This window comes from Streptomyces gilvus (assembly GCF_022513565.1).
GTDB lineage: Bacteria > Actinomycetota > Actinomycetes > Streptomycetales > Streptomycetaceae > Streptomyces > Streptomyces gilvus.
The window spans coordinates 146,439-164,397 of sequence record NZ_JAKWBE010000015.1 but is presented as its reverse complement, the minus strand read 5'-3'; the positions used below and the strand labels follow the sequence as shown (position 1 = coordinate 164,397).

Below are 17,959 nucleotides of genomic sequence, written 5' to 3'. Positions count from 1 at the left end.
GGACTGGGGGAGGACCCGGGAAGGACAGGTGGCGGACACCGCTACTCCTCGATCTTCCCGGCGTAGATGTCCTTCGACGCCGGCAGGCGTACGGCGGCGGGGGCCCCGAAGTCGTACAGCAGCGTCGTCGACGCGACCGCGACGGGCCGGCCGTGCCGCGACCCGGCGAAGCTGAAGCGGAGCCGCATCTTGCGGATGCGGCCCTGGTCGTCGAGGTAGACGTCGAACGGCACGTCGGCGCTGGCGAACCCTTTCGCCGCCGCGGCGAGGGACCCCCGGGCGTCCCCGGCGGCCCCCCGCGCCGCGAGCGCGAGGTCGGCGGTGCCGCGGTAGTGCCGTACGTCGGTCCCCGCGAGCTCGGTCCTGCCGAGGTAGACGGCGGTGCGGGCGCCGCGCAGCAGCTCGGCGGCGGCGAACGGGTCGGTCGCGCCGCCGGTCACCAGGTTGCCGTCGGGCAGGGTGGCCGTCTCGACGCGGACCCATTTGTCGGCGGGCACCCCGGCGCCGCGGTTCTTCATGAACAGGGCTCCGGGCGCGAGGAGTTCGGTGATCGGGCGGTGCTCGTCGGCGCCGGTCGGGTCCTGCGGCAGGCGGACCGTCAGCCGGCCGAGCCGGCCCCGGAAGTCGTACACGCCCCGGCCGCGGATGGTGACGCGGGTGCCGCCCGCGGCCATCTCCATCGCGGTCGCGGCCCTGGACGTGCCCGCGGCCACCAGGGTGTCGGCGGCCCGGTGCAGCAGCGGGACGGCGTCGGCGGCGCGGGAGTCCTCGGTGACGGCGCCGCTGCCGGAGCAGCCGGCGGCCCCGAGACAGACCGCGATGCCCGCGGCGACCGCCCCACCCGCCCTGCCCTGCCGCTTCGCCATCGCCGCCCACCCCAGCCGGTGCGTGAGTCCCGTACCCCCTGTCGTTCCGCTTAACGAGGGGTGGGTGGGGCCGTCACGCGCACACCAACTCTTTACTGGGGGTGAGTAACGTTGTCAGCGTGGCGCAGGACGAACATCGCACGACAACGGTCGAACAGGGCCGTTTCTGTTTTGCCCGGTGTAGTTGCGGCTGGCGCGGTCCGGCGCGCAGAGCCCGCAGCCAGGCCCGCACGGACGCCGAGGGGCATGTGGCGCTCGTGCGGGACTGACCCCGACGCCGTTCAGAGCGGCAGGAGTTCGTCGATCAGGGTGCGGTCGCGGTACTGGGTGAGCCGGCTGCGGGCCGCCGCGGGCGAGAGCCACAGGATGCGGTCCACCTCGTCGTTCGGGACGAAGCGGCCCTCGGTCGCCTCGGCCGCCCAGTAACGCACCTGCTTGGGACGGCCGTTGGCCATGTAGCGGATGCTGGGCAGCTCCACGCCGGGATCGGCGGTGTACCCGGTCTCCTCCTCGACCTCGCGCAGCGCGCCCGTGAGCGGGTCCTCGCCGCGCTTCAACTTGCCCTTGGGGTGGGACCAGTCGTCGTACTTCGGCCGGTGGACGAGGCAGATCTCCAGCTCGCCGTCGACCGGGGAACGGCGCCACAGGACGCAACCGGCTGCCTGGACGAGGGTGTTGTCGCTGTCGGGGCTCGCGCTCACGTACTCACCACCTGCTTCTGCCAACACTGCTGGAACGCGAACCGGGCCGCTTCCACCTCGTGCCGCTGGTCCGCGTGGAGCACCCCGAGCGCGTACGCCGTCGCCGGGGCGATACGGGGGGTCCGGGCCGCCGAGGCCGCCGCGGCGGCCGCCTCCGAAGCGTCCCGGTGCCGGTCGAGTGCCTGCCCGGCGGTGAGCAGACGGACGTCGACGGGCGCGTTCGTGCCGAACAGCGTCTCGCGGGCGTAGCGGTGCAGCCGCAGCAGGAGACGGACCTGGTGCCAGGGGGCGTCCTGGGGGTGCGGGCTGGGGTCGGGGGAGAGGCCGTGCACGAGGGCCTCGGCGTTGTACGGGTGGCCCGCGGTGACCAGGGGGAGCGCGGCGATGGCGTCGGTGAGGCGTTCCTCGGCCGCGGCGGCCAGCGGGCCGAGCTCCGTGGCGTGGGCGGCGGGGGTGAGGGGGACCTCGCTGGCGAGGACGGCCACCTTGTCGGCGACGGCGTGGAAGCGTGAGGAGCCCAGGGCCTGCAGCGCGGTGGAGTGGGCGCGGGTCCGGGCGAGGGTCAGCTGGCGTTCGAGCAGGGCGCCCGCCTTCGCCGCGCCGACCGTGAGATTGCCGCGCTCCTGGCCCCCGTTGTCGCCGCGGCCGCCGACCGCGCCGACCCCGACCGCCTGGGCCGGGAACACCGCGGCGCCCGACAGCCGGTGCAGGGCCAGCAACAGGCGTTCCAGCCGTGCCTCGTAGGCGTGCTCCATCGACAACGTCCCGGACAGCCAGGCCAGTTCGGGGCGCAGGGTCTCGGACCAGTCGGCCTCCAGCAGGGGGCGGTAGGTGTGCAGAGTGCCGCTGATGCGGCGGACCGAGCGGCGCAGGGCGCGCGCCGCGTCGACGGATTCCTCCGTGCCGTGGGAAGCGGCAGCCGTCCCGGTCTCCCGGTGCTGCCGCAGAGCACGGAGGAACTCCGTGGCCTGGGCCCGCAGATAGCCCGCGAGGGTGTCACCCGTGGGGGCGGGCCCGGCCGCGGGGTCCGTCGGGTCAAGGTGTTGCTGTGCCACGCCGGCGCCTCCGGGCGTCTATGAGCATCTCCTGGACGTTTCGCAGGGGTTGGCCGTCCGCGTCGGTGGCGTGCCGGATCCATTCGCCGTCCGGGCCGAGGTGCCAGGAGGCGGTGGTGTCGGACATGCCGGTCTCCAACAGCCGGTTCAGGGCTGCGCGGTGGGCCGGGTCGGTGACCCTGACCAGGGCCTCGATACGGCGGTCGAGGTTGCGGTGCATCATGTCGGCGCTGCCGATCCACACCTCGGGCTCGCCGCCGTTGCCGAAGGCGAAGACCCGGGAGTGCTCGAGGAAGCGGCCGAGGATGGAGCGGACCCGGACGTTGTCCGACAGGCCCGTGACGCCCGGGCGCACGGCGCAGATGCCGCGGACCCAGATGTCGACCGGCACGCCTGCCTGGGACGCCCGGTAGAGCGCGTCGATGACCGCCTCGTCGACCATCGAGTTGACCTTGATGCGGATGAACGCGGGGCGCCCGGCACGGTGGTGCTGGGTCTCCTTGTTGATCCGCGCGATCAGGCCGTCGCGAAGGGACTTGGGGGCCACCAGCAGGCGGCGGTAGGTCTCCCGGCGGGAGTAGCCGGAGAGGCGGTTGAAGAGGTCCGAGAGGTCGGCGCCCACCTGCGGGTCGGCGGTGAGCAGGCCGAGGTCCTCGTACAGCCGGGCGGTCTTCGGGTGGTAGTTGCCCGTGCCGACGTGGCTGTAGCGCCGTAGGGTGTCGCCTTCCTGGCGGACCACCAGGGACAGCTTGCAGTGCGTCTTGAGGCCCACCAGGCCGTAGACGACGTGACAGCCGGCCTCCTCCAGCTTGCGCGCCCACTTGATGTTGGCGTGCTCGTCGAAGCGGGCCTTGATCTCCACCAGCACCAGCACCTGCTTGCCGGCCTCGGCGGCGTCGATGAGCGCGTCGACTATGGGGGAGTCGCCGGAGGTGCGGTACAGGGTCTGCTTGATGGCGAGGACGTCCGGGTCGTCGGCCGCCTGCTGCAGGAAGGCCTGCACGGAGGTGGAGAAGGAGTCGTACGGGTGGTGCAGCAGCACGTCCCGGGTGCGCAGGGCGGCGAAGATGTCGGGCGCGGAGGCCGACTCGACCTCGGCGAGGTCGCGGTGGACGCCGGCGACGAACTTCTTGTACTTCAGCTCCGGCCGGTCCAGGCCGTGGATGCGGAAGAGGCCGGTGAGGTCGAGCGGGCCGGGCAGCGGGTAGACCTCCGCCTCGGAGATCTTCAGCTCGCGCACCAGCAGGTCGAGCACCTCGCGGTCGATGGACTCCTCGACCTCCAGGCGCACCGGCGGACCGAAGCGGCGCCGCATGAGCTCCTTCTCCAGCGCCTGGAGCAGGTTCTCCGCGTCGTCCTCCTCGACCTCCAGGTCCTCGTTGCGGGTGAGCCGGAAGGCGTGGTGCTCCAGCACCTCCATGCCCGGGAACAGCTCCTCCAGGTGGGCGGCGATGACGTCCTCGATGGGGACGTAGCGGCCCGGGGAGCTCTCCAGGAAGCGGGACAGCAGCGGGGGCACCTTGACGCGGGCGAAGTGCCGGTGGCCGGTGACCGGGTTGCGCACGACCACGGCCAGGTTCAGGGAGAGGCCGGAGATGTACGGGAAGGGGTGCGCCGGGTCGACCGCCAGCGGGGTCAGGACCGGGAAGATCTGGTGCCGGAAGAGCGTGAACAGGCGGGCCTGCTCCTTCTCCGTCAGCTCGCTCCAGCGGACCAGGTGGATGCCCTCCTCCGCGAGGGCGGGGGCGACGTCCTCGTGGTAACAGGCGGCGTGCCGGGCCATCAGCTCGCGGGAGCGGGCCCAGATCATCTCCAGGACCTCGCGCGGCTGCAGGCCGGAGGCGGAGCGGGTGGCGACGCCGGTGGCGATGCGCCGTTTCAGACCGGCCACCCGGACCATGAAGAACTCGTCCAGGTTGCTGGCGAAGATCGCGAGGAAGTTGGCCCGCTCCAGCAGGGGGGTGTTCGGGTCCTCGGCGAGTTCGAGGACCCGCTCGTTGAACGCGAGCCAGCTGCGCTCCCGGTCGAGGAAGCGTCCCTGCGGCAGCTGGACCCCGTCGACCTGCGACTCCTCGTAGGCATCGAGATCGGCGTCGATGTCCGGGATATCGGGTTCCAGGTCGGAAACCGTGGCCGCCACGTGCGGGCGGTGCGCGGCTATGGAGCCCACGGAGGGCTGGGCGTGCTGGACCTGTGCCTGGGTTTCTGACTGGCTCATGAACCCATTCTTCCGCGCCACGGGCGATACGGGCGCGTCGGACAACGCGGGCGGGAGCGCGTACGCGGAGCCGAGGGCGTCCCCGTTCCCCGCGGGCCCGTCGAGGGGCGGCGAAGGTTCCGGCACGGAGGGCGTCATTGGCCGAGCGTCGCAAGCCCGTCTGAACCGTTGGTTACGGCGACATGGCGTGCGGGATATCGCGGAGCGGCTCCCGGGCGTCCTCGCGGGCCGGAGGACCGTGAGGAGTGGCTGGAAGCCGCCCCGAGAAGCCGCCCCGAGAATACGCGGGCCGGATGCCTCACACGTCGGCGCGGCTGAGGTCCCCCTTCGGGAAGTGTTCGTCGAGTACGGCGGTGGACAGCGCGTCGACGTCCTCGCGCCCGCGTGTCGATGGTGGTGGTCTCGACCACCTCGCGGGCGGTGGGCAGCCGGTTCCCGGTTCGAGCGGGCGGGGCCGGAGGGCCTGCGAAAGTCAAGAAAGATCCGGTGAACCGATCCGGGGGGCTCGTGCGATGAGGGGACGTGAGCGAAACGAGAAGCGACGGGGAGCTGCTGCGGGCCGCCGCGGACGGGGACCGGCGCGCCTTCGAGGAGCTGTACCGGCGGTACGCCCCGTGGCTGACCGCCCGGCTGCGCGGCCGGTGCGCCGACGCGGGCGTGGTCGACGACGTCGTACAGGAGACGTTCCTCGCGATCTGGCGGGGCAAGGCCCGCTACCGCGAGGACGGTGACGTGGCCGGATGGCTGTGGCGCATCGGCTCGCGGCGGCTGATCGACGCCCTGCGCGGGGACGGGGCACGGGGGCGGCTGCGGCAGGCGCTGGCGCGGCTGCGGCACCGGGACGAGGCGTCCGCGGAGGAACGCGTGCTCGCGGGGGTCGAGCACGGGGACCTCGCGGGCGCCCTCGTCCGGCTGTCGCCGGAACTGCGGGCGGTCCTGCAGGCCACGGTCATCGACGGGCTGAGCACCCGCGAGGCGGCCGTCCTGCTCGGCATACCGCCGGGGACGGTCAAGACACGGGCGATGCGCGCCCGCAAGCAGCTGAGGGAGGCGCTGGCATGACATGGCATGTGGATGCCGAGGACCTGCGGGCCTACAGCCAGGGGGAGCTGTCGCCGCCCGCGCTGTGGTCCGCCGACACGCACCTGGTCGACTGCGCCGAGTGCCGGGCCGTGCTCGCCGAGGTCGGTGAGTCGGTCGACGCGGCCTGGGAGCGGCTGGACGCCGAACTGGACGCGCCCCGGCCGGGGTTGTTCGAGCGGCTGCTGGTACGGGCCGGGGTCGCCGACCACACCGCGCGGCTGCTGGCGGCGACGCCCGTGTTGCGCCGCTCCTGGCTGGGCGCGGTCGTCGCCGTGCTGGTGATGTCCGTGCTGGCGGCCCAGAGCACCGGTTCCGTCACCCTCTTCCTGGCCCTCGCGCCGCTGCTGCCCCTCGCCGGGGTCGCGCTGTCGTACGGGCCCGTGCTGGACCCGACGTACGAGATGGCGGTGGTCTCCCCCATGCACGGGTTCCGGCTGCTGATGATCCGCACGGTCGCCGTCCTCGCCGCCGGTCTCGCGCTCGGCGGTCTGGCCACGCTCGCCCTGCCCGGTCTGGGCCTGCGCGCCCTGGCCTGGCTGCTGCCCGCGCTCGCCCTCACCTCGGCCGGGCTCGCGCTCTCCGCCCGGCTCGGCCCGGTGCTCGCGCCGGCGCTGGTCGGCGGCGCGTGGGTGGGTCTGCTCGTCGTCGCCGACGCCGTTCAGGCCGGCAGCACGCTTCTTCCGTTCACGGCGGCCGGCCAGGGGGTGGCGGCGGCGGTCGCCGCGCTCGCCGGCGGGCTGCTGTTCCTCGTACGTGACCGTTTCGACCGCTTCCAGGGGAGCGCCGCATGACACCCACCGTTTCCGCCTCCGGGCTGAGCCTGCGCTACGGCGGCACCCACGCCCTCGACGACGTGTCGCTGCGGCTCACCCCGGGCGTCACCGGCCTGATCGGCCCCAACGGGGCGGGAAAGACGACCCTGTTGCGGGTCCTGGCCACCGCCCTGCCCGCCGACGGCGGCGCCTTCACCGTCCTCGGGCAAGACCCGGCCACCTCGGCCGGCCGCCAGGAGGTGCGGCGCGCGCTCGGCTACCTCCCCCAGACCCCCGGTTTCCACCCGGACTTCACGCCCTTCGAGTTCGTCGACTACGTGGCGATCCTGAAGGAGCTGACCGACCGCGGCGCCCGTCACCGCGAGGTGCGCCGGCTGCTGGAGCAGGTCGACCTCGGCGAGGTGCGCGGCAAGCGCATCAAGAAGCTGTCCGGCGGGATGCGCCAGCGGGTCGCGCTGGCGGCCGCCCTGATCGGCGACCCGGGCTTCCTGGTCCTGGACGAACCGACGGTCGGCCTGGACCCCGAACAGCGCATGCGTTTCCGGGAGTTGATCGCCCAGGCGGGAGAGGGCCGTACGGTCCTGCTCTCCACCCACCAGACCGAGGACGTGGCGATGCTCTGCCACCGGGTCCTGGTGATGGCGGGCGGCCGCATCCGCTTCGACGGCACTCCCGCCGAGCTGACCGCGCGGGCCGCCGGCCGGGTGTGGAGCAGCACCGAACGCGACCCGGGCGCGAAGGCGGGCTGGCGCACCGGCACCGGCTCCTTCCGCAACGTCGGTCTGCCGCCCGTCGGCGCCGACCTGCTCGAACCCACCCTGGAGGACGGCTACCTGCTGACCCTGGACGAGGCGGAGGTGTCCGCGTGAGCACGGTCCTGGCACAGACCCCGACGGCCACCGGGACCGAGTCCCGGCGCACCCCCTGGGCGGCCGTCCTCGCCCTGGCCCTCTTCGAGGCGCGGCGACTGCTGCTGCGCGCGCCGATGCTGCTGGCCTTCCTGCTGTACATCGCCTGGATCGTCTGGCGCACCCCGGACTTCGAGAACGGCTACCCCGCCCTCCAGGACGCCGACCGCGCCACCCAGTCAGGGCCGATGCTGATCGCCCTGGCGCTGCTGGTCTGCGTCAACCAGGCGATGCTGCGATCCGCGCGCCGCGACACCGAACGGCACTTCGCGGTGCTGGTGCTGCGGCCGTGGCAGCGCACGGCGGGCCACGCGCTGTCCGTGGTGCCGGTCGTGCTGCTCGTCGCGGTGTGCGTCGGTGCCCAGTTCGGCTGGATGGCCCTTGGGTCCGGTGCGGTCGGTACCGCCTCGGTCGGCGAACTGCTCGTCGGACCGCTGACGGCGCTGCTGGCCGGCGCGTTCGGGGTGCTGCTCGCCCGGCTGTTCTCGTCGGTCCTCGCGGCGCCGCTCGCGATCGTGCTCCTCTTCTTCCTGCTGTTCGGCGGGGCCTTCCCCGCGGGCAGCGGCGAGCGGGGCACGCGCTGGCTGACGCCGATCGTGAGCGAGAACACCAGCACCGCGATCCCCTCCGGCCTGATGGACCGGCCCGCCGCCTGGCACGCCCTGTATCTGCTGGGCCTCGCCCTGACCGTGGCCCTGGTGGCGGTCCTCGTGGCCGGTGGCCGTGGCCCGGTCCTGATGGGATCCGTCGCCGCGGCGCTGGCCCTCGCGCTGACCGGCGGGATCGTCCAGACGGGCGCGCTGCCGGACCGTACGACGGTCGCTCGGGCGCGGGCCACGAACGCGCCGGAGAAGCAACAGGTCTGCGTGCGGCGGGACGGGTCGACGTACTGCGCCTTCCCGGAGTGGAAGCCGCGCACGGCCACCTGGGCGTCCGTGGTGGACCACGTCCGCTCCTCGGCCGGCGGCAGCGCGCGCACCCAGCCGGTCCTCGTCCGCCAGCGCGTCTACGCCACCGACGGACTCGCGTCCGACGGCGCGATCGACCCCTCGGCCAACCCGCACCAGGTCACCGTCGGCACCGGCTGGGGCGGCCCGCGTGTCCCCGAGTTCTCCGCCGCCGTGTCGTCCGTGCTGGTCACCGGCAGCGAGAAGGCGACGAGCGGGCTGTGCGACGGCCGCATGGTCACCATCATGTGGCTCGCCCTGAACTGGCTGCCCGACCCCGTGAAGTCGCTGAGCAACGTCCGCCTCGACGACAGCGTGACCGGCTCGGCGATCGTCCTCTCGCCGACCAACCCGATGAACATGACGTCCGGCCAGACCTCCGTCGTACGCGAACTCCTCGACCAGCCACGGGAGTCCGTGGCCGCGAAGGTGAAGTCCCACTGGGCCGAACTGACGACACCGAAGGTCACGAGCGCGCGAGCGGCGGAGCTGCTGGGTGTCAAGGCGCCGAAGGAGCAGGACAAGTGCGACTGACCATCCGGGAGTTGACGCTCCCCGTCTGGCGGACCCTGCCCTGGCGGGGGCTGGCGGCCTCGGCGGCCCTCGGGCTGCTGCTGGCCGGTGCGCTGCGGTGGGGCGGGGGCGACGCCAACGGCTGGCCCGCGCTCACCCTGCTCCGCGCCGCCGTCCTCGCCCACGCGCTGGGCCTGACCTTCCTCCTGGACGACCCGGCCCGCCACACGACGGCCACGGTGCCGACCCGGCGCGCCCTGCGCACCGGTCTGCGGATCGCCCTTGTCACCCCGCTCACCGCGCTGTGGTGGACGGCGGTCGTCCTCCTGGTCCCCTCGGACGTACGGCCCCCGGTGGGCGACGTCACCCTGGAGGCGGCGGCGGCCTGCGTACTGGCCCTGCTGGCCGGCGCGGTCGCGCTCCGCTGGACGAACGAGCCCCGCCCCGGCCCCTCGGTGGCGGCGGCCTACCTCCTCACGGCGGTGGTGACCCCCCACCTGCTCCCCGCCGGCTGGAAACTGTTCGTGTGGCCCCAGGACAGCAACTGGCACGCGGCACACGAACGGTGGGCGTGGCTGCTGGCGGGGGCGGTGGTGACGCTGGTGGCATGTCTGCCCGAGCCGGTGCGCAGGATGCGCATCGGACGGCGGTCACGCACGCTCAGCCCGTCCGGCGTCTGAGCACGGGCCCGCTGGGTTTCACGTCTCCGTGCGGTACATCAGATCCGTCTCGTACGTCGTGAAGCCCAGTCGCTCGTAGACCGAGACCGCCGCCTTGTTGTCGGCGTCGACGTACAGCATCGCCGTCGGCAACTCCTGTGCCGCCAGGTGCCGCAGGCCGATCGTGGTCAGCGCCTTGCCGAGTCCGCCGCCCTGCACACCGGGGCGCACCCCCAGCACGTACACCTCGCCGAGGCCCTCCGTCGCGTGGACCTTCGTCCAGTGGAAGCCGACGAGTTCGTCGCCGCGGAAGGCGAGGAAGAAGCCGGCCGGGTCGAACCACGGTTCGGCCTTGCGGTCGTCGAGGTCGCGCTGGGTCAGCGAGCCCTGTTCGGGGTGGTGGGCGAAGGCGGCGGCGTTCACCGCGAGCCATGCCGTGTCGTCCTGCCCGGGCACGAAGGCACGGACGGTCACGTCCGGCGGTAGCACCGGTTCGGGCAGGTTCAGGTCGGTCAACGGCCGCCGCATCTGCCGCAGTTCGCGGAAGAGGGCCAGGCCGAGGACCTGCGCGAGATGGCGGGCCGCCGAGTGGCCGCCGTGGGCCCACACCCGCAGCCGCTTGCCGGAGGCGGCGAGCAGTGCCGAACCGAGGGCGCGTCCGTGGCCCTGGCCCCGGTGGGCGGGGTGCACGACCAGTTCGGCGGCCGGTGCCTCCACCGGGTCGGTGTCCTCCAGCTGGGCGTAGCCGACGAGTTGGTCCCCGGAGGTGAGCAGCAGATGGGAGACGCCCTCGCGCTCTCCGCCGCGCAGTTGCAGCCGGCCCTGTTCGGACACCGCCTGCTGGCCGTCGTACCGCGCGGCCTCCGCCAGCAGGTCGAGCACGGACTCGATCTGCCCGGGCGTGAGCGCGGGATGGGTCTCGATGGAGCGGGCCCGGCCCGCGCGTGCGGTGTCGTCGCTGGTCATGCGTACGAGGGTAAGGGGACGGCGCGGCAAAGTGGGGGCAGAGGGCGAAGGGGACGTCGAGGCAAAGGGGAGGGCAAGCGGAGGGCAAAGGGAAACCAGGATGTAACCAAGAGCCCCCTGTCGCGCTACGCGCGTTGACCCTAGGCTGCGCCGGACGGGCCATCCTCAGCAGACCCACAGGGGGGCGCATGCCAGCCACTTCCCAGCCGTACCGGAGCCGCAGACACAGCTACCGTCTGCTGGCCGCGGCCGCCGCTCTCGCCACCGCCGGTGCCCTCGCCGCCGCGCTGCCGGCCGAGGCGCACGAGTCCAAGGGCCACGGCCATCTGCCGGGCCGCTACCAGGACGTCCAGCTGCTGTCCTTCAACGACCTGCACGGCAACCTGGAGCCCCCGTCCGGCTCTTCGGGCCGGGTGAGCGAACTCCAGGCGGACGGTACGACGAAGACCATCGACGCGGGCGGCGTCGAGTACCTCGCGACCCATCTGCGCGAGGCCCGCAAGGGCCACCCGTACTCCGTCACCGCGGCCGGCGGCGACATGGTCGGCGCCTCGCCGCTGATCTCGGGCCTCTTCCACGACGAGCCCACCATCGAGGCGCTCAACCAGCTCGACCTGGACGTCACTTCGGTCGGCAACCACGAGTTCGACGAGGGCGCGAAGGAACTGGCCCGGCTGCAGAACGGCGGCTGTCACCCCACCGACGGCTGCTACACGGACAAGAAGTTCGAGGGCGCCGACTTCCCCTACCTCGCCGCCAACGTCCTCGACGAGAAGACGAACAGGCCGATCCTCAAGCCCTACTGGGTGTGGAAGAAGAAGGACGTCAAGATCGGCTTCATCGGCGTGACCCTGGAGGACACCCCCGGTGTGGTCTCCGCCGAGGGCGTCAAGGGCCTGAAGTTCAAGGACGAGGTCGAGACGATCAACAAGTACGCGCGCGTGCTCCAGGCGCAGGGCGTGAAGTCGATCGTCGCCCTCATCCACGAGGGCGGCTTCCCGGCCTCCGGGGCGTACAACTACGACTGCGACTCCGCAGGCGCGGGCAGCGGCATCTCCGGCCCGATCGTCGACATCGCCAAGAACATCACGCCGGCGGTGGACGCCCTGGTCACCGGCCACACCCACAACGCGTACGTCTGCACGATCCCGGACCCGTCGGGCAAGCCCCGCATGGTCACCTCGGCCGCGTCCTTCGGCCGTCTCTACACGGACACCACGCTCACCTACGACCGCTTCACCGGGGACATCGCCCGTACGTCGGTGAAGTCGGCGAACCACGTGGTCACCCGGACCGTGCCCAAGGCGTCGGACATGACCCGGCTGATCGCCCGGTGGAACACGCTGGCCGCTCCCATCGGCAACCGCGCGATCGGGTACATCTCCGCCGACGTGCCCAACGCCGGTACCGAGTCCCCGATGGGCGACCTGATCGCGGACGCGCAGCTCGCGTACGGCAGGGAGCTGGACCCGGGGACCGACCTCGCGCTGATGAACCCGGGCGGGGTGCGCGCCGGGCTGACCTACGCGGCGAAGGGCAGTGAGGGCGACGGCGTGGTGACCTACGCCGAGGGCTTCACGGTGCAGCCGTTCTCCAACACCGTGAACCTGCAGGACTTCACGGGCGCCCAGCTGATCCAGGTGCTCAAGGAGCAGGTGAGCGGCGCCAACACCGCCGCCCCGAAGGTCCTGCAGCCGTCGGCGAGCCTGACGTACACCCTCGACCTGACGAAGACCGGCGCGGACCGTGTCGTCACGGACTCCATCAGGCTGAACGGCGCCGCCGTCGACCCGGCCGCCACCTACCGGATCGCCACCAACAGCTTCCTCGCGGGCGGCGGCGACGGCTTCACCACGCTGGGGCAGGGCACGAACGACCTGGTCGGCACGGACGACCTGACGGCCCTGGAGAAGTACCTGACGGCGAACTCCTCGCCGGCGAACCCGATCGCGCCGCCGGTGGCGAACCGGATCACGATCGTGCAGTGACAGAGGGCTTGCCCCCTCAAGGGACCCGGTGCCATCGGCGCCGGGTCCCTTTTAAATTCTGTGTAAGCACCGGTTCAGTTCCGAAAACTACCTGAGAATCATCCACAGCAATGACTCAGGAAGCTCTCAGTGGAATTGGCTTTTTCGGGCCCTGGAATCCAGTAATGTTTTCCATGTCGAAAGCGAACAGCGCGAACGACACCGAGAACCAAGGAGAACACCATGAGCTTCCGCAAGATCGCCCCGGTGAAGAAGGCCCACTGCAAGCCCGCCCCGGCCGGGAAGAAGCACGCTCCGAAGAAGCCGGCCCCGAAGCGTCGACCCATCGGCGACAAGCACTGACGCAGAATTCACACACGTAAATCAAATGTAATTGCAGCAGATCGGTAGAAGAACTGTTGCAGACCGGTGACAGAGAATTCCACGGAAAGGGACACCCCCATGAGCTTCCACAAGATCGCCCCCGTCCGCAAGCCCCGCAAGCCCGCCCCGGCCCCGAAGCCCCTCGGCAAGAAGCCCGCGCCGAAGAAGCACGCTCCGAAGCGCCGCCCGATCGACCACAAGGGCTGAGGCACACCAGGAGGCGGGGTCACCGGTTAGCGAGCGAGTCTCGCGCCGGGGCCCCGCCTCGGCCATGTCCGCAGCACAACAAGGGAGTCGACGATGAGGGAAGTCCGTCAGGCCTTCCGCAGGTTCTGGCCGCTGACCCGCGGCGACCGCAGATGGCTGGTGGTGATCATCGCCTGCGTGGTGGTCTCCGCGCTCGCCGAGACCGCCTCGATCCTGCTGTTCGCCCAGCTCACCGACAACGCCCTGAAGGCCGGCTCGCTCTCCGCCTTCTGGGGACCGGCCGGCGCCTGGCTGGGCGTGGCCGCGCTCGGCGCGCTCGTCGGCTACCTCGGCAACTCGCTCGCCACCTGGACCGCCGAGAGATTCGTCCTGCGGCTCCGGGCCACGGTCTTCCGGCACGTCCAGGACCTGCCCCCGCACTTCTTCCAGCGGCACCGCCAGGGCGACCTGGTGGAACGCCTCACCGGTGACGTCGAGGCCATCGAGCAGATGGTCGTCTCCGGGGTCGTCGGCACCGTCTCCGCCGCCTTCTCGGCAGTCTTCTACGCCTCCGCGGCCCTCTATCTGCGCTGGGACCTGGCGCTGGCCACCTTCGTCCTCGCGCCCCTCTTCCTGCTCGCCGCCCGCCGCTTCTCCGGCCGCATCAGAACGGCCTCGCAGGACGAGAGGGTCGCCGACGGAGCCATCACCTCGGTCGTCGAGGAGTCACTGGGCAACATCGTGCTCACCCAGGCCTACAACCGCCGCGCCGACGAGGAGCAGCGGCTCGACCGGGAGGCCCGCGCCTGGATGAGCGCCAGTGTCCGGGGCGCCCGGCTGAGCGAGATGTACGAGCAGTTCGTCGAGGTCGTCGAGACGCTGTGCGTCCTCGCGGTGATCGGCCTCGGCGTCTGGGAGATCGCCGCCGGGCGGATGACCCTCGGTCAGCTCCTCGCCTTCGCCGCGTTCATCGGCTACCTCTATCCGCCGGTCCGCAGCCTCGGCCAGCTCGGCCTCACCCTCACCGCGGCCACCGCGGGCGCCGAGCGGCTGAACGAGATCCTGGACACCCGGCCCGCCGTCACCGACCCCGCCGAACCGGCCGCCGCCTGGCCGGTACGCGGCTGGGTCGGCTTCCACGACGTCTCCTTCCGCTACCCCGAGTCCCGCCGCGCCTCCCTGCGCGACGTGAGCTTCGGCGCCGGCCCCGGCGAGCTGGTGATCGTCACCGGCTCCAGCGGCGCCGGCAAGTCCACCCTCTCCAAGCTGCTCACCCGCTTCTACGACCCCGCACAGGGCGTGATCACCCTGGACGGCGTCCCGCTGACCGACATGAGCCTCGAATTCCTGCGCGAGAACGTGGCGTTGCTTCCCCAGGAGACCCTCATCCTCAACGGCACGATCCGCGAGAACATCGCCTGCGGACGCCCCGGCGCGAGCGACGAGGACATCGAGCGGGCGGCGCGGGAAGCGGCGGCCCACAACTTCATCACCGCGCTCCCCGAGGGCTACGACACCCCCATCGCGCCCGGCACCGCCGCCCTGTCCGGCGGCCAGCTCCAGCGCATCGCCATCGCCCGCGCCATGCTGCGCGCCGCCCCGGTCCTCGTCCTGGACGAGCCGACGGCGGGCCTGGACGCGGTGGCCGCCCGCCAGGTCGTCCAGCCACTGCGCAAACTGATGGCGGGCCGCACGACCATCATGATCACCCACGATCTGAGCCTCGCCCCCGACGCGGACCGGATCCTGGTCGTCGACCGGGGACGCCTGGTGGAGACCGGCACCCACACCGAACTCCTCGCCCGCGGCGGCACCTACGCGGCGCTCGCCGAGCCGCTGCCGGACGCGGTGGCGGACGTGCCGCCGGCAGTGGACGAGACGATGATCCTCAGGTGGTAGGGGCCCTCAGCTGGTGGTGGGCGGGATGCGGTGGACCCAGTACCAGGAGAACAGGGCGCCGAGCGCGACCAGGGCGACCAGCGGTACGCACACCAGCTCCAGGAACTCGTGCTCCGGCCTGCCCGTGCCGGCCTGCCAGACGGTGAAGACGAACATCGCGAGCAGCACGAGCAGCGCGCCGTTGAACCCCCAGCTCCATCCCTTGCGCCGGGCGGCCCGGTGCCGGATCAGGTCCTCGACCCGCGGCTGCCGTTCCCAACCGAGGCTGCGGTGCGGGGCGGCGGCCAGGCACAGCGCGGAGACCTCGGCGTACGGGTCCTCCACCTGCCGGTCGTCCAGATGCGGAAGCCGGAAACGGCGGCCCTCGAAGTCGTAGAGATAAGCGAGCCATTGGGGAGCGGACCGGCCGTTGCCCCGCGGATCGTGCTCGACCCGGATGTCGTACACCTCAGCCCAGGCCCAGGTACGGGAGCGCAGCGCCCTCTGCGCGGTGATTCCGGCGTCGGTGACGCGGGTGTGGGCTCGGAACTGCTCCAGGCCGACGCGCGCGAGAGTGAGCGCCGTGAGCGTGACGAACAGCCATCGGCCCCACTCGGGCGGGCCCGTGTGGGAGGCGGCCATGACCATCATCACCAGCAGCCCCAGGTACTGCCACGGAAGTCCCGCCCGTCTGCGGTACTCCCGCTCGACTCCGCCCCCGACGACGTCCATCGCCCGCCCCTCCCCGAAGCCTCTGCGGGCGATGGTACGTCCATCAACCGTGCACGTCAGGACGGGGTCGGCGTCCACCCCGCGAGCCAGTCGGCCACCTCCTGGTCCGCCGCCTGGGCGTCGGTGAGCTGCGGCCGGTCACTGCTCGCCGCCCCCGATCCGGCGCCGGTGTTCTTGTACTCGGCGAACCGGTCGTCCTTCCAGGAGAACCCGCTCATGTCGGTCCACGGCGCGGTCCTGATCGCCGCGCTGAGGCTGGTGTTGCGGACGGTGGTCTGCGGGTCGAGCGTCGCGTCCCCGCCCGCGTGCCAGGGCCGCCCGAGGTAGAAGGACCGGTCCGAGACGTCCCCGTTCACCGTGGAGTTGGCGATGAGGATGCCCTTGCGGCCCGCGGCGGTCGAGGGAGCGGTCACGTATCCCGCCGAGGTGCCGTTCCAGCGCTTCTTCAGGGTGATGACGGACTTGTCGATCACCGCGGTCGCCCGTCCGAAGATGAAGTCGACGTTGCCGATGACGTAGGAGTTGGCCATGTAGACGCGGCCCAGCTTGTCCTTGGCGGCGGTGTCCACCAGGAGGGTGTCCTGGTCGCCGCTGACGATGACCCCGTCGAGGAACACCTTGTCCGCCGAGGTGCGCAGGGCCACCGCCTGCTGGGCGATGTCCTGGTGGGCGGCCTCGTCGAAGTCGTTGGAGATGGTGAGGTTACGGGCCTGGAAGTCGTCGGCGTCCACGGCGACGGTGGCGCTCCCGCCGGTCCCGTACGTCCCCGATCCGTCCGGTTTCCGCGTGCCGGACGCGTTGTTGTAGACGATCACCGTGTCCTTGCGGCTGCCGCCGGCCCCCTGGATGGTGACGTGCGGCTTGTTCGCCGGGACCTTGACCAGCTCGCGGTACGTGCCCGGCTTGACGGAGATGACGACCCGGGAGGGGTTGTTCGCCGGTACGGCGTCCACGGCGGCCTGCACGGTCCGGTACTGACCGGAACCGTCCTGGGCGACGGTGAGGGTGGTGGCGGCAGCGGTGGTGGTGCTCGTGGTCGTGGTGCTCGTGGTGGTGGCCGTCGTGCCGATGGAACTCCGCGGTCCGGCACCGGACTTGAGGAGAGCGGGCACGTCGGCGGCCTTGTCGAGGGTGTAGGCGTAGTAGCTCTTCGGGTTCCAGGAGGCGCCGGAACCGCCGCTCTCGTTCCGCCCGCCGGTCCCCGAGAAGACGCTTCCGCGCTGGACGAGCGTGGCCGTACTGTCCCTGATCACGGGGTTGTTGACGCCCTGGAAGTAGGAGTTCTCCAGGACCATGTTGGTGCGGCCGCGGGAGTAGTCGCCGTAGGAGGACGTGATGTCCGTGCCCGGCACGTCCTCCAGGTAGTTGTTGTAGAGATGGGCGTGGGCGACGTTGTCCGTCGAGGGGTTGCGCTGCTCGGTCTCGCGGATCCAGTTGTGGTGGACCGTGATGTCCGCGGTGACGTTGTCGGTCCAGCCGATGCCGAACGCCTTGTTGTCCTGGCTGAGCTTGTTCCAGGAGACGGTCAGATAGGTCGTGTCCTTGCGGCTGTCGATGAGCCCGTCGGCCATGTGCCGGATGTCGTTGTGGTCGATCCAGACGTGGTGGGCGCCGTCCATCTGGATGCCGTCGAAGTCGTGCTCCTTGTCGTTCCAGGTGCCCTGGTAGGTGTCCCGGATGGTGAGGTTCCGGATGATCACGTTGTGGACGCCCTGGCCGAGGAAGAACCCGCCGCCGACGATCTGTCCGGCCGTCCCGGACCCCACGATGGTCTTGTCGCTCTGGACCTTGATCTCCTTCCCGACGGGGTCGATGTTGATCGCCGCGGCCACGACGATGACGTACGGGTCGGCGGAGGTCGCGTACTTCTCCAGGTCGGCGGCCGTGCGCACGGTCACGATCTGCCCGCCCCGGCCGCCGTAGGTGCCGTTCTGGCCCAGGGCGTCGACGGAGGCGAAGCCGTCGGCGGTGGCGGTGGCCCAGGCGGGGAGGGCGGCAGCGGAGGCCTTCGGCTGGGTGCCGGGAAGCAGTGCGTAGCCGACGGCCGAGGTGGCCGCCAGGACGAGGGGGACGGCGATGGCGAGCTTGCGCCTGCGGTGCTGAGCCATACGGGATTCCGTTCC

Annotated in this window: 16 protein-coding genes; 9 read left to right on the top strand and 7 right to left on the bottom strand. The window is 71.7% G+C overall.

The window, feature by feature from the left end; all coding sequences use genetic code 11:
- Positions 1–41 precede the first annotated feature (41 nt).
- Positions 42–866, bottom strand: a complete 825-nt coding sequence (locus tag MKW14_RS23765; RefSeq protein WP_240865199.1) for an SCO4651 family lipoprotein — start codon at positions 864–866, stop codon at positions 42–44.
- 119 nt (positions 867–985) lie between these two features.
- Between MKW14_RS23765 and MKW14_RS23760 the strand changes: the two genes are divergently transcribed.
- Positions 986–1,135: a hypothetical protein gene (locus MKW14_RS23760; RefSeq protein ID WP_240865198.1), complete on the top strand. Its 150-nt coding sequence runs from the start codon at positions 986–988 to the stop codon at positions 1,133–1,135.
- A 12-nt stretch (positions 1,136–1,147) separates the two neighbouring features.
- Here the strand turns inward: MKW14_RS23760 and MKW14_RS23755 are convergent, their stop codons facing one another.
- From MKW14_RS23755 to MKW14_RS23745, 3 genes are read right to left on the bottom strand one after another with little or no spacing between them, the layout of a single operon-like run.
- Positions 1,148–1,567, bottom strand: a complete 420-nt coding sequence (locus tag MKW14_RS23755) for an NUDIX hydrolase (RefSeq protein WP_240865197.1) — start codon at positions 1,565–1,567, stop codon at positions 1,148–1,150.
- Positions 1,564–2,622 carry a CHAD domain-containing protein gene (locus tag MKW14_RS23750; protein ID WP_240865196.1) on the bottom strand — a complete coding sequence of 353 codons (1,059 nt, stop codon included), beginning with the start codon at positions 2,620–2,622 and terminating at the stop codon, positions 1,564–1,566. The genes MKW14_RS23755 and MKW14_RS23750 overlap by 4 nt, the downstream gene beginning before the upstream one ends.
- Entirely contained in the window at positions 2,603–4,840 is a 2,238-nt protein-coding gene (locus MKW14_RS23745) for an RNA degradosome polyphosphate kinase (RefSeq protein WP_240865195.1), read from the bottom strand. The genes MKW14_RS23750 and MKW14_RS23745 overlap by 20 nt, the downstream gene beginning before the upstream one ends.
- Positions 4,841–5,362: 522 nt before the next feature.
- Here MKW14_RS23745 and MKW14_RS23740 point away from each other — a divergent pair.
- The 5 genes from MKW14_RS23740 to MKW14_RS23720 are packed head-to-tail and all read left to right on the top strand — an operon-like array spanning position 5,363 to position 9,744.
- Positions 5,363–5,902, top strand: a complete 540-nt coding sequence (locus tag MKW14_RS23740) for an RNA polymerase sigma factor (protein WP_240865194.1) — start codon at positions 5,363–5,365, stop codon at positions 5,900–5,902.
- Positions 5,899–6,714, top strand: coding sequence for a cupin domain-containing protein (locus MKW14_RS23735; protein ID WP_240865193.1), 816 nt, complete (start codon positions 5,899–5,901; stop codon positions 6,712–6,714). Before MKW14_RS23740 ends, MKW14_RS23735 begins: the two co-directional genes overlap by 4 nt.
- The gene (locus MKW14_RS23730) at positions 6,711–7,565 is read left to right on the top strand and encodes an ABC transporter ATP-binding protein (protein ID WP_240865192.1); all 855 of its coding nucleotides are present in this window, start codon (positions 6,711–6,713) and stop codon (positions 7,563–7,565) included. Before MKW14_RS23735 ends, MKW14_RS23730 begins: the two co-directional genes overlap by 4 nt.
- Complete coding sequence (locus MKW14_RS23725) at positions 7,562–9,085, top strand: ABC transporter permease (RefSeq protein ID WP_240865190.1); 1,524 nt, start codon at positions 7,562–7,564, stop codon at positions 9,083–9,085. The genes MKW14_RS23730 and MKW14_RS23725 overlap by 4 nt, the downstream gene beginning before the upstream one ends.
- Positions 9,076–9,744, top strand: a complete 669-nt coding sequence (locus tag MKW14_RS23720) for an ABC transporter (RefSeq protein WP_240865188.1) — start codon at positions 9,076–9,078, stop codon at positions 9,742–9,744. The genes MKW14_RS23725 and MKW14_RS23720 overlap by 10 nt, the downstream gene beginning before the upstream one ends.
- 18 nt (positions 9,745–9,762) lie before the next feature.
- Here the strand turns inward: MKW14_RS23720 and mshD are convergent, their stop codons facing one another.
- Positions 9,763–10,689, bottom strand: a complete 927-nt coding sequence (gene mshD / locus MKW14_RS23715) for a mycothiol synthase (protein WP_240865186.1) — start codon at positions 10,687–10,689, stop codon at positions 9,763–9,765.
- A 188-nt stretch (positions 10,690–10,877) separates the two neighbouring features.
- Here mshD and MKW14_RS23710 point away from each other — a divergent pair, with 188 nt between their 5' ends.
- The 3 genes from MKW14_RS23710 to MKW14_RS23705 all read left to right on the top strand — a co-directional run bounded on the left by MKW14_RS23710 (position 10,878) and on the right by MKW14_RS23705 (position 15,125).
- Positions 10,878–12,677, top strand: a complete 1,800-nt coding sequence (locus MKW14_RS23710; RefSeq protein ID WP_240865185.1) for a bifunctional metallophosphatase/5'-nucleotidase — start codon at positions 10,878–10,880, stop codon at positions 12,675–12,677.
- Positions 12,678–13,118: 441 nt separating this feature from the next.
- Entirely contained in the window at positions 13,119–13,247 is a 129-nt protein-coding gene (locus MKW14_RS40965) for a hypothetical protein (RefSeq protein ID WP_276621580.1), read from the top strand.
- A gap of 93 nt (positions 13,248–13,340) precedes the next feature.
- Positions 13,341–15,125, top strand: a complete 1,785-nt coding sequence (locus tag MKW14_RS23705; RefSeq protein WP_240865184.1) for an ABC transporter ATP-binding protein — start codon at positions 13,341–13,343, stop codon at positions 15,123–15,125.
- Between the two features lie 6 nt (positions 15,126–15,131).
- Here MKW14_RS23705 and MKW14_RS23700 read toward each other — a convergent pair whose 3' ends face one another.
- A complete protein-coding gene (locus MKW14_RS23700) occupies positions 15,132–15,836 on the bottom strand; it encodes a PH domain-containing protein (protein WP_240865183.1) in 705 nt (234 codons plus the stop codon).
- A gap of 56 nt (positions 15,837–15,892) precedes the next feature.
- A complete protein-coding gene (locus MKW14_RS23695; protein ID WP_240865182.1) occupies positions 15,893–17,944 on the bottom strand; it encodes a pectinesterase family protein in 2,052 nt (683 codons plus the stop codon).
- Between the last annotated feature and the right edge of the window lie 15 nt (positions 17,945–17,959).